General features: G+C 36.2%; 10 protein-coding genes. 4 read left to right on the forward strand and 6 right to left on the reverse strand.

The annotated features are described in order from the left end of the window. The first annotated feature begins 30 nt into the window (after nucleotides 1-30). From ACT5E3_RS00215 to ACT5E3_RS00225, 3 genes are read left to right on the forward strand one after another with little or no spacing between them, the layout of a single operon-like run. Complete coding sequence (locus ACT5E3_RS00215; protein WP_444996309.1) at nucleotides 31-1,230, forward strand: hypothetical protein; 1,200 nt, start codon at nucleotides 31-33, stop codon at nucleotides 1,228-1,230. A 27-nt stretch (nucleotides 1,231-1,257) separates the two neighbouring features. Beyond that, nucleotides 1,258-2,085 carry a hypothetical protein gene (locus ACT5E3_RS00220; RefSeq protein ID WP_444996310.1) on the forward strand — a complete coding sequence of 276 codons (828 nt, stop codon included), beginning with the start codon at nucleotides 1,258-1,260 and terminating at the stop codon, nucleotides 2,083-2,085. Between the two features lie 5 nt (nucleotides 2,086-2,090). Continuing rightward, nucleotides 2,091-2,918 carry a hypothetical protein gene (locus ACT5E3_RS00225; RefSeq protein WP_444996311.1) on the forward strand — a complete coding sequence of 276 codons (828 nt, stop codon included), beginning with the start codon at nucleotides 2,091-2,093 and terminating at the stop codon, nucleotides 2,916-2,918. Between the two features lie 109 nt (nucleotides 2,919-3,027). Here the strand turns inward: ACT5E3_RS00225 and ACT5E3_RS00230 are convergent, their stop codons facing one another. The 5 genes from ACT5E3_RS00230 to ACT5E3_RS00250 all read right to left on the reverse strand — a co-directional run bounded on the left by ACT5E3_RS00230 (nucleotide 3,028) and on the right by ACT5E3_RS00250 (nucleotide 8,187). Next, nucleotides 3,028-3,879 (reverse strand): DUF4198 domain-containing protein, encoded by an 852-nt coding sequence (locus ACT5E3_RS00230; protein WP_444996312.1) that lies wholly within the window; start codon nucleotides 3,877-3,879, stop codon nucleotides 3,028-3,030. A 25-nt stretch (nucleotides 3,880-3,904) separates the two neighbouring features. Next, nucleotides 3,905-4,441 carry a DUF2271 domain-containing protein gene (locus ACT5E3_RS00235; RefSeq protein WP_444996313.1) on the reverse strand — a complete coding sequence of 179 codons (537 nt, stop codon included), beginning with the start codon at nucleotides 4,439-4,441 and terminating at the stop codon, nucleotides 3,905-3,907. Nucleotides 4,442-4,487: 46 nt separating this feature from the next. Continuing rightward, on the reverse strand, nucleotides 4,488-5,138 hold the full coding sequence (locus ACT5E3_RS00240; protein WP_444996314.1) for a PepSY-associated TM helix domain-containing protein: 651 nt from the start codon (nucleotides 5,136-5,138) through the stop codon (nucleotides 4,488-4,490). Nucleotides 5,139-5,154: 16 nt separating this feature from the next. Next, complete coding sequence (locus tag ACT5E3_RS00245) at nucleotides 5,155-7,317, reverse strand: TonB-dependent receptor domain-containing protein (RefSeq protein WP_444996315.1); 2,163 nt, start codon at nucleotides 7,315-7,317, stop codon at nucleotides 5,155-5,157. Nucleotides 7,318-7,467: 150 nt separating this feature from the next. Then, nucleotides 7,468-8,187 (reverse strand): winged helix-turn-helix domain-containing protein, encoded by a 720-nt coding sequence (locus tag ACT5E3_RS00250; protein ID WP_444996316.1) that lies wholly within the window; start codon nucleotides 8,185-8,187, stop codon nucleotides 7,468-7,470. A gap of 196 nt (nucleotides 8,188-8,383) precedes the next feature. On the opposite strand from ACT5E3_RS00250, the gene ACT5E3_RS00255 reads away from it, so the two are divergent. Next, the gene (locus ACT5E3_RS00255; RefSeq protein ID WP_444996317.1) at nucleotides 8,384-9,784 is read left to right on the forward strand and encodes a hypothetical protein; all 1,401 of its coding nucleotides are present in this window, start codon (nucleotides 8,384-8,386) and stop codon (nucleotides 9,782-9,784) included. A gap of 12 nt (nucleotides 9,785-9,796) precedes the next feature. On the opposite strand, the gene ACT5E3_RS00260 is transcribed toward ACT5E3_RS00255, so the two are convergent. Then, a complete protein-coding gene (locus ACT5E3_RS00260) occupies nucleotides 9,797-12,199 on the reverse strand; it encodes a CocE/NonD family hydrolase (RefSeq protein ID WP_444996318.1) in 2,403 nt (800 codons plus the stop codon). Nucleotides 12,200-12,370: the final 171 nt, after the last annotated feature.

Genomic DNA, 12,370 nt, shown 5'->3' on the forward strand with positions numbered 1-12,370 from the left:
TGCTAAGTCATTCGCAATAGGAGCCAAACAATGACATGGAAACACATCGGAAAAACTCGCGCTTTTGACCATGTTGCATTAGACCAACCAAAAGCCAAAGAACTCAATATATCGGGCTTTAAAGCCCACGATAATCAAATTGCTATTAATCAACAGGCACTAGATATGCTGCGTACTATGCCTTGTTACGATCAAGAGCAGGTGCTTAAAGAAATTCAATTTATTAACAAACACCCTAACAATGCCTCGTCAATAGAACATAAGCGTTTCTTCTGGTGGCGACTTTTTCGTAGCCGCACGCCCTTTAGAAATTATCACTATTTAATTCATTACAGCACCAATCAAAAATATAAAGGTGCTTTTCAGTGGAAACAAAAAAGCGGAGTCGTTATTGAACAGATTTTCTTTGATTATGCTGTAGTGGGGGCAAATCCTAAAAAATCATTGGAAAGAACTTTAATGTATCATGTGGTCCAAAAGCCCAATGGTAGCCAGTATGATGGGGTTAAAACAAAAGACGAAATCGATCAGTTTGCGGGTGAATGGGATATACCAGAGCCTGTTGTAACTGCCAAAACAGCTCACATAAGCATTAATGGTATGAATAATAAATTAGAATATGCGAGTTGGTTGATGGGAGTGCATACTCAGGTGGCTTATCAAAAAGATAATGTGAAAGAATATACTCTGTTTCATAATCCAACAGATGGTGGTACGTTAGATCTATTAGAATGTTTGTATGATAAAACTACCAAATCAACACACAATTCGAAACAATTAGCATCGGTTATGGCTCAGCAAGCGGGTAAACCCACTAAGTGGACAGTGCATAGCCAAGGAGCCATTATTTTTCATAGTGCTTTAAGTTATTATAAACAAAAGTTTGGGCAAGCATTAAATCAACATCAATTAGCGATTCATGGTTCCGGCACAAATGTGAAAAAACTCACCCAACTGGCTGAATCACTAGGGGCTAAGGTGATTGCGGTACGTAATAACCCATTTGATTTAGTCCCCAATATTGCCGGGGGTAATCATCTTGGTGCAGGCAGCTTAGCCCGTAGTTTTAAGTTTCGTAAACTGGTGACTAGTAATAGTGTAAGCGCAGGTGCTAGTCCCCACACCTTGCCCTATTTAGGTATTGAGATTTATCATGATCAGCTTCGGGAACTGGGGTTTTATAAAGAAGCGAAAAAAGTAAAAAAATATATTGATAAACATTGTGTGTGAAACAAATGATTTAGCAAGGATTAATTGATGGGATTGATTAAAAATTTATTACGGGGTTTTAAAGGGGGGCCGGATTTTTCTAATTGTATTGAAGTCACTGCAATTTTAGAAGACTGGCAATTGAACTTAACTGTACCTAATACCAATATTGTTACAGAAGAAGAACCGCAAAATATAAATTATCCTTTTAAGCAGGCAGGTTGGTTTGAAGCTACGTCTAAATGGAGTTGTCAACATCGCTATGTACCTATTGATACACAACTTTGGTATTACTTGCCAATGAATTTCTTATTGCAAACAGAACTTGGTGTACTTTCATTATCCACCCAACTGAAACGTATAGCACCAGAAAAAAATACCAACGCAATGGAACTTCATGATTTAGGCCGTTATGTTATTGCTGAATATGATGAGTATTACAATGCACCACTTGATAGCCCGCAAGGACCAGGGCCCAATGTACGTCGAAGGAAATCAGTAGAAGATGAAGTCAGAAAAGCCTGGGAAGGTTATGTGAGTGAGGAAGAAATTCAACAAAAAATTCTGGATAGGCTTCCTGAGTTACCTTACCCACCGCTACCTCCTCATGAAATCAGAAGTTTTAATCATCGTCATTGGGTATTTTGTGTGGAGCCAAAATTACGTTCGGACACTCATGATAATATGTATTGTTACCCATTGAGTGAAGAATATTACCTTTGTTTACGTTTTCGTCACCGAGTAGATTGGAATCCTAAATATAAAAACTGGAAAGATCACGCCAATGCCGCAGAAAAACGAGTGATGGAGATGGTGCGTTTAGAAAAAGTGGAAACAACAACTCCGCCGGAAGAAACGCAACCCTTGTTGGAATAACCTTGATGGGATTGATTAAAAATTTATGGCGTGGCTTTAAAGGCGGACCGGACTTTTCTAATTGTATTGAGGTTACTGCTCAGCTAGAAAACTGGCAACTGAACTTGACCTTGCCTGTCACCAATATTGTGACGGCCAAAGCGATCAAAAAGGTTAATTATCCTTTTAACCAATCAGGTTGGTTTGAGGCGAATTCTAAACAAAGACTCCAACATCACTATGTGCATATCGAAACTAAACTTTGGTACTACTTGCCTATGGCTATATTTTATCAAGGTGAGATAGGGGTGTTGTCACTATCGACTCAACTTAAAAGAATACCGGCAGAAAGAAAGGTTAATGCCAAAGACTTAGATGCATTAGGCCACTATGTGATTACTGAGTATGATGAGTATTATAATGCGCCGCTTGATAGCTCAGGAGGGGGTGGGGAAAATACACGATGGATAAAACACTTTGAGGATGAAATCAGAAGTGCTTTTGAAGGCTATTTTAGTGAAGAAGAAATTCAAGAAAAACTAGCCCAAACAATACCACCAGTGCCTCAACCACCAATGGAGCCCCATGAAATTAAAACAATAAATAACCGTGATTGGGTATTCTGTGCTGAATTTCAAGAGCGTGGCCATACTCACGATAATATGTACTGTCACCCTCTGAGTGAAGACTATTATTTATGTTTAAATTTTCGTCACCGAGTAGACGATTCCAGCAAATATAAACATTGGAAAGAGCACGCCAATGCCGCAGAAAAACGTGTAATGGAAATGGTGCGTTTAGAAAAAGTGGAAACAACAGCGCTGCCGGAAGAAACGCAACTTTTATTGGAATAACCTTGATGGGATTGATTAAAAACTTAAATAACCAGTTTCTTTTTTTATATTAATATATAACGGATACAAGGCATTCATTAATAATTCAAATAAATACCTTGTATATGATTTATTGCGGAAAAACTTCTAAAGTGACGTAAAGACCTAAATGTCTAAAGTCAATATTAGTTCCTTTTGCTCCCGGCAGAGTTAAGTCGGCTTCCATTAAGTAAAAGCCAGCTTCATCAAACTTCACATTAAACTTTCCACTTGAATCAGTCATTACTTTAATTTCATTTCTTTTATTGCGATGACGAGTACCTTCTTTAACAAATTGAATCTCTGTTTTTTGAGTAACTGGTTGACCATTATAAAATAACTGAAAAGAAGCTTCTTCTTGTGTAAATAAGTCATTGGGATGAGTTTCTCCAGATAACTCTAATCCATTACCTGTTGGTTGAATAGCTTTTTTATTTTGTTCATTAAAGCTAACAAAAGTTTCAACTCTAGAAGAAGTCGTTCGTTTGACTACATTAGTTACTTTTTCTGGTAATTGTGCCGACTTTCCAAAAACTCTACCAGGAGAACCATCTGCTTTTTTAAAGGTTGTCATCATGGTTGTTGGTTGATTTAAACTAATACGATAAGTACCATTTTGTACTAGTTTTACATCGGTGGCAGATAATCGAGAAAAAGCTTGCCAACTTGCTTCAGATTTTTTTCCGTCGGGGGATATTACAGTCGGTTGTAAAACTTTAAATAAGCCATCAAGTGATGGATGTTTTATACCTTTTCCATTGTCACCCAATGCACGATCGTGATGAAAAATATCATTACTAATGCTAGAAATTAAAGTGATGGATTGAGCACTATCACCGGAAAGAACTGTATGGCTTGGCAGTATATATCTACCGTGAGCTAATAAAAGATTAGAAGAAATTAATAAAATAAAAAAGACCAAAGATGAGATAAATGTTTTCATTGTTATTTGTCCTAAGTGAGTGAAATCATATGGGGTTTATTGCAATTGATATTGGACCAAGTTCATAATCACCTTTTAATTCAAAAGATTGACTTTGGTTTTTTCCAATTGATATTTTTTGCCTTAAAAAATCACGTCCGCCTTCTTCTCTGGAAGCTTCAAAATTTAAGTAATAGGTACCGGCTGGTATTAATTGGTTGGAACTATCTTTAAAATCCCAGTTAATCCTATATTGATTAGGTTTTTTGGTTGCACTACTAACCGCATCAAACTGGTGTTTACCTTTTTTTCCTAATTTTCTCCACCATTGACGCATGTCTTTTAACCAGTCATCTTGCTCATACCAGACGGCAATGGTATGAACGCCTTTGCGTTTTTCGGTTTCTAACCAAACCGCTACATAAGGACGATGATAAGGGCTCGCTTTTAGTTGAGGTATGGTGAGGTTAATAGTGACTGCTTCTTGATAGGTTTTATTTTCTTGTGCTGCTGTGTCAAAAGAAAAAGTAGTAATTGCATATAAAAAGAAAAAACAAATTAACTGAATAAAGCGGTTTAGCATTTTTCTTAATCCTGATTTTTATGATCGATAAAATTTTTAGTTCATATTAAAAAGAAGGAACAAATACTAAGTAAACACAAACAGGCAACAATGTGCCTGCTATGATTAAAAGTATTCCAGACTTTCGCCATTTTATTTGCTGTAAAAGAATGATTATTCCGGTAATTGCAAACAAACTGATAATGATTGCTGAAAGATCAATAATGAGTGACCACTGCTTTCCGGTATGGCGTCCTTTATGTAAATCGTTAAGTAACGCAATAAGCGTTCCTCTTTGGTATTCAATTTCCATAATTGACTCTTCAAGCATAACGGTTACAAATGCATATCCAGCAGGTAGGGGATAGTCGTAAGTAATCTCATTCATTTCTTTATCAATATTAATTTTTCTAGGATTGTTTAAGTTTTGAGTTTGCTCAATAAACTGTTCTATTACTTCAGCCGGTGAGTGAGTCTTGCTTATTACTGTGAGCAAGCTTTCAGGCAATTGAATTGTTAAACTTTTTTGTTCATCTACACTTTCAAACCAATCAAGGTGATTAAGAAAGATTCCTGTAATGCAAAAAAATAACAATAGGGAAAAGAGTGCTGTTGATAAATAGATGTGTAACCAACGACTAACTGAAAATAGTTTTTTAGCAGCAGGTGTTTTAACCCACTGCCAATTCTTTTTAGTATGGACGCTTTTTGCTTGCATGAGTTAAATTTTTAAGTTAAAACTCATATGATAAAGTCATTTTAATATTTCTACCGGGCTCATAATCTAATAAATAGAGTTGACCAAAACGAGGATGAAATGAAACTCCTGTTCTTGATGATTGCGAGGCATAGAACTCATCAAATAAATTATCTACCCCTAGTGTGATTGATAAACCGTTGACCTCTTGTGGTAGCCAGCGAGCTGAAACATTATGAATGCTAAATCCTTTTTTTTCATTAGTGAGTGTTGCGCCATCTAAATCAGGAGCCGCAGCAACATCGTCAACAATCATAAAGTCCCAATGAAGTGATAAGTCTGTTTGTTCCAGATCGTAATCTAAGCTGAAACTTACAGTATCACCTTGTACTCTATCTATTCTTGCGCCGTCTAAACTAAGGTAATTAGCGGTATCTTGATGGGAGTATTCGCTGAAAGCTGATAACTCACTATCTGAATTTGAGTAAGTTAATAATAGGTTTAGGTTACCCAACAGGTAGCCAAGGTAGGCTTCAACACCATCAATTTTCATATCCCCAACATTGTCTTTCCAGTGTGCACAGCGCTGAGCTAGGCTACATGGTGGCGTTGTAGGAATATTGGCATAATCATAAATATAGTTATCGATATTAGTGCGGAAAAAAGTGATTCCGGTTCTAAAGTTATCTGCACCTAAAGTTTTTGCTTGATAGGCGATTGTGAACTCATTATTGGTTCCCGATTCTGCTTCAATTGCTGGATTGGGAGTTTCACCTAAACCTGCACCAACAAAAACTTCTCCAATTTCTGGGCCTTTAAATAGTTGAGTTGAGCTGGCACTGAGTAATACCGCTTTTGTGGCTTGATATTCAATATTAAGTCCATAGGTAAAATCAGTAAATGAGTCGTCAATTACTGAGGAATTAATTTGATAATGATCATAGCGAATACCGGGAATAATGGTTAATTCGTTGTTAACATTAATACGATCTTCTAAATATATTGCCGAATGACGGGCATCTTCGCCTGCTAGCTCAATGTTATCAACGATATAGTGAGTTTCATAATCAATAATATCAACACCATAAGTTAATACTTGTTTGGTGCTACCTGAAAGATTGGTTGAACCGAGCAGGTTAAAGCCTATGTTAGTTGCTTCACCCTCATTAATAACGGCATAGGGCGGATACCAACTTTCTAAGCCTCTTTCATCACGCCATAAAGTACTTTGATTTTCAAATAACGTGAATTTTAAAAGTGTATTATCAAGATCGAGATCATAATTCAGTGTTAATGTGTCGCGACTAAATTGGGTTGGGTAAGTAAGAGGAATGTTTAATGAGTCGGCTATTGCCAAATCGGTTGCTAGTCCCATATCTGGACGGTAACTATAGTTCCCTTCATCATTGTAAGTTTCATAGCCAAGACTAAACCTTTGGTTATCGTTTACATCAAAGCCAAACTTAAGTAATAAATCCTCTAAATTTCCTTTAAGCCCTCTGACTTTACCATCGGTTCCATCGATCACTTGATTTTGTGGGTTAAGAATTTTTCCTCCACCGACAGAGTAGTTATCTCTGGAGATATCGTTATAATAGGCCAATATATCTAGCTGTTCGGTTAGTTGACCATAGGCTGAAATAGCAAATCCGGTTGAAGAGTTGTCGTTATATGAAGCTTGAATACGCCCCCCAAATTGGTTGCCATTAACTAAAAGCTCTTTTGCCTCTTTGGTTTCAAATTTAACTGATCCGCCTAAACCACCATTAATGACTGAGTTTTTCCCCACTTCAACATCGACAGATTTCAGGATATCAGCATGAATTTGTAAGTTTCCCATATGGTGGTACATATAAGTGTTTTGATTGGCGCCATCAATGGTAATACGTAAATCTTTGTCATCCATGCTGCGTATGGTGATCCGTTGGTTTAGAGAGTGTGCTCCGCCAACGTCAACGCCCGGTATTGAACGGAGCAAATCGCTGATATGATCGGCTTGTTTAATCGCTAGTGTTTCGTCGTCCAAATAAACAGAGTCACTGGTTATCTGGGTTCCCCAAATAGTCACCTTTTCCTTTTCTGGTGGTTGATTGTTATTTGAATTATCTAGAGGTTCTTCAGATTGAACTAGCATTGAATTGATAGCTAATGAGGTTGCTATTGCTATATATAAAGGTTTTAAATGACTGCTGATAGACACGATATTCTCACAAATGATAATCTAAATGAAAACTATTATTATTTGTATGTTATCGTGATTTGGGATATGACTGAAATATCTTTACATTCTTTACAAAGTGGGTTGTTAGTATGTCGATAAGGGAAATTCGAGAGCGTTGTTATTATTGCCTTATCGATAGCAATAACCATAGCCTCTAACTGCAAATATGTTATTTTCAGGGTGTCCTGCTTTGCCCAGTTTACGGCGTAAGTTACTGACATGCATGTCAATACTGCGATCATGTTGGGTATAGGGGCGTTTCAGTAAATGCATTTGTAAATAAGGTTTACTAAGATATTCTCCACGAAATTTGACCAATAAGTGTAGTAGGTCTGTTTCTGTTTGTGTGAGTGAAATAGGGCTATCTTGCCAGCGTACTATGCCTTTGTCTGGGTTTACGGTTAAAGCTTCCACCTGGATCTGCCGACTAGTGTTAAGGCGGTTATAGATAGTTGTCCGTTTTAATAGGCGATCAATTCTAAAGAATATTTCTTCGGCATCTAGCGGGTTAATGATCACATCATCAGCGCCCTGCCGGTAGGCCTCTGCTCTTTTTCTTTTGATTAACTCTGAGTCTATATTTTCTAATAATAAGATGATTGGTAAATTGGATGCTTCTCTTGCTCGGCTGATGAGTGAAAATTCGTTATGGATTTTCTCGCATATATTTTCAGTAACAACTAGCATTTCAGGTTTTTCTCGCATAACAAAGCTAATTGCTTTGCAATAAGTTGAGACAACCGTGACTGAAAAATGGTGTAATTCTATTATTTGAAGAATATCATCAAAGTAAGTTAGCTTTTTGCTCTGCTCTGCAGTAGTGACCACTAGGGCTTTTGGCTTTAACATCGGCTCGTTTATTTAGAAATGATAATCATTACTATATAATACAAAAAAGCGCTTTATCCCGCAATGATATCTAGAGCAGTTATCGGTATTGATGATATTGTTATTAATCGTTGGTCGACTTGTTTGGTTAAGGCGGTTTATGAAAAAAACCACTTGAGTTGAATATTGATAAAATTTTTTGTTTGGAAGTTTGATTGTGAAATTTTTGATAGCCGTTTATTTAGTTATTTTGGGATTATATTCTTCCTTGTTATTCGCTTTAGATGCTGGTGAACATGCGCTAATTGGTGATATAGCATTTAATAAAGTGAACCATGGATATCCCAATCACATTAAAAATTTAGAAATGAACATAGCTTATTCTTATGGGCATTTAGTGGCTATGTCTGGCGATATGTATAAAAGCGTTGAAGAAATTTCATTGAGCGATGCTGGTGTATTGAATGGCTTTTATAAGCGTAACCGCAAAGGGTTAAAAAAGTGTATTAATCTGGAAATAGAAGCTATTAGAAATAAAAAAGTTTATTCTGGATGTGATGATATTGATTTAGCTAAAAAGAAAGCGCGTTATGTCACTTTGGCTCATGACAATTACACACACTTTGCTTGGCATAATATAAAAAATTATATTCGTTTTCATTCAAAAGCACTATGGTTTGCCAGATTAGCATTTCTTAAGTGCAGTGGTGATGAGTGGGAAAAAAAGAAAGCATTTTGTGAAGCGAATGAAAAGACGCTGAAAAATGAAGTGGGGCAGTCAGGTTATCAAAAAAAATTAAAGTCAAAATATCGAAACTTTCCTAAGTTATTTCCCAGAAAAAAACTCACTAAACGTTACTTAATTAACATGAGTAAAGATAAAATGATTCGCTTAGCTATTTTTACTAATGCTTATGCTGATCATTATTTAACAGACGCTTTCTCTGCTGGTCATTTGCGAGTACCTCGTTCTCAGATTGATGATTTTGTAGAAAGTTATAACTTAGAAAATAAGATTAACTCGTCTAAGTCAAGAAAAAAGGGTTCATCAGTATCTGGTGCTTTAACGCAATATTTGCACAATCTTGATGGCGCTATTGATGGTATTAAGGTGATTAATAGTTTAGGTGAGCCGTTTATTGTAAGAAGTGATAAACAGATTTTTAGTCGAATAAACAGCTCGGAGCTTTCTGGAGTAGTTGAAAATAATTCACAAATAAAACAGCCTGTACTAGCCACTGCTAAATCAATACAAGAAGTTTTTACAGTGATTAAAGAGGGAGTGTTTTTAAACGAAAATTATGAGGCACTTAATCATGTTCCTTTTGTTGAGGCTAGTGGCAGTCACTCATTAGCGAATGTTGTTAATCGGCATATTGAAAAAAAAGGATCGATTAAGGACGTGATAAAACATATGTCAGAAGAAATGCAGTTAGTGTTTCGAGGAAATATATTGTTTGAAGATGACTCTTATAAAACCTATTTTAGTGCTTTTGTTTCTCAAATACCTCAAATGATGGCCAAGCTTAGAAAGCAGATCACTAGAGAAATAGCCGATCCTGAACTGAGTAAACGAATACCTGAAAAGCTAAAAGCTGCTTTACAGCAGCTTAATTAAAAAGTGCTGTGCTTATTGAGTGTAAGGTTTGAGTGGTAAGTGTATATAACTGCTATTTAACCAGTTAACTTCTAGTGGTTTTGTTGCATCGGCAATTGACTCATCACTCACATCTTTACCTGTGCCATAGTTAACTTGAGAAAATAAATTAAAGTTAACATTGGCAACAACTAATATTCGACTTCCTTTTTTTATTTTTTTTGCAGTCATTCTCATGCGATTAATAAAGGGGATAGTTTCTGTTTCTCCCGGTGTTAGTAATTGTCGTTTGGTTAAGTCTTTTGCGTAACTTGCTCTGCCTAAATAATAGGTTAAATGAAAGTATTTTCCGTCAGGCATTAATTCATATACGGTTAACCCTAGATCGAAATCTTTTTTATTGATTTTAACTTTTAATTCTCCTTTGACTTGTCCGCTAATAATCATATCTTGAGTGAAGGCTGGAGTGACAAAGGCAAAACCACTTGATAAATCAATTTTTTCTTGAATAATTGGGTGCGGATAGTAACCAGCGTTGTGGTGGTTTTCACGGTTTTTAAAGTCAACGATCTGTTTCAAGCTATTACTTTGTGAGCTTTGTTTTAGGTTTAAAGTGTAAATTGTCTTATTCTCAGGGTGAAAAAATGATGGTTTAATTGATAGATTATTTTGTATTGATAAATAATACTTTTTACCCTGTTCATTTAGCTTTGCTAATGATGAAGCATGTCGCCAAGTATTATCTCCCATGAGTTGATAGTTAATTTTATTTTTGAGTATTAAAGGCTTTGGTTTGTCTTTTAATACATGGTCGAACCAGTCAAAAGTAATCTGTGTCATATTAATATGAGCAACAGTGTCTAACTGATAACCTCGTAAACGCTCTTCTGGTAAAACTTGAGCGCCAAAATGATCGTACGGACCAATGATTAAATAATGATTGGCTTTTTTATTGTATTGATAATGCTGATTTAAGTAGTATAAAGCTGATATTTGACCGTCATCATAGTATCCCGTTAAGCTCAGTATCGGAATATTAATATTTTGATAATCCTTTTCAAATGGCACCATTGATTGCCAGTATTGATCAACATCTGGATGCTTTAACCATTTTTGAAACCAAGGGTTTTTCTTACCTTCTAACTGATCAAATTCACGATATGGGCGCCCGCTTTCAAACCATTGTTTATTGACTTGATACCAGTTTTTTCTTGAATAGGCAGAACTGTCGTTGTATTTATTATTGGTAACTAAAAAGTTCCAAGCGTAGTTTGCGTTTAAATAAATGCCATTTTCCATTGGCAAACCTTGAAAAGGTAAGGCTGATACTGCCGGTACAATTGTTTTTAATGCAGGATGTAATTTCTTTGTTGCTGCCCATTGGGTATAGCCAAGGTAACTACCGCCATACATTGCAACTTGTTTGTTATTCCAGGGTTGTTGGCTGATCCAGTCAATCACTGCATGAACATCTTTTGCTTCATTTTCATAAGGGGTGATCATGTTTGGACTGAGTCGCTTACCGCGTGAATCAGATACCACACCAACATAGCCATAAGCCGCAGCTTCAATGGCACGCTGGAGGTTAGCTGATTCATCAGAGTAAATAGTTGCCGTTAAAATAGCGGCTTGTGGTTGACTTTGTTTTTTACTGCGGACTACCATTGCCGATAATTTTATACCTTCGGGTGTGGTAATAATTGCATCGGTTTTAATATGGTAACGTTGTTTCCGATCTTGATTGATGAGTTGTTCTGAAATGGCTTGTATTTGACTGAGGGTAGAGACTCTTTGGTACTGGGTTAACATCGCTAAAAGTGTTTTTTCGGTGAGTTGCTTTTTTTCTGCCTGACGTAAAGACTGTTGATGTAGGTAGTTTAAATATGAATGTTCACGAGCGATATCTTGACTAATATAGTGAGTTGCATGGTAGGCCTGCTTATTATTTAAAGGAGCAATATCAGTTTGGAATATATGAGCAAAAGCAGTTGTAAAGTGCGCCTGACTGTTGAGTTGATGCAACTTTACTTTGGCGAATATTTCAAACTCAATGGCGCTGAATTCACTGGCATTTGCACGTTTTTGTTTATCTAGCACCCTGAACTGTTTGATTGTATTGATTGCTTCAGCATATTGTTGAGCAAGAATTTGTAGGTGAAATTTTTGTTTTAAATTGAGTTGTTCTGGTTGGGTGTTTAATAGCCTTGTTGCAAGTTTTTGATACTTAATGAGTAATGCTCTATTTTTGATGGTTTGGAGATGATCTGGTGAGAGCTCTTTGGGTAAATTCAGTTTTTTAAATACTTGGTGAATATTGGTTGTATTAGGTTGAGTTGCTGCTTTTCCGTTAGCAGCCCCTAATAGCAGTCCTATAATAAGAGTGGTTAACAGCCAATATGTTTTGTGTTTTAAATCGCTTAAATAATAGTCAGGCATTGATAATCCTTAATTCATTTGAAATCATCGGTTAAAATAAAAGTGAATGTATTTGATGTTAGGTCGTTACAAACAAAGCCTATAAATTTAAGGGTGGGAAGTCGTGATTTAAGCGTGATTAGTTGTGACTTTTAATGACTAAACCTTAGAAATCTGTATTATTGGATTTAT

Source organism: Aliikangiella litoralis (assembly GCF_052495765.1).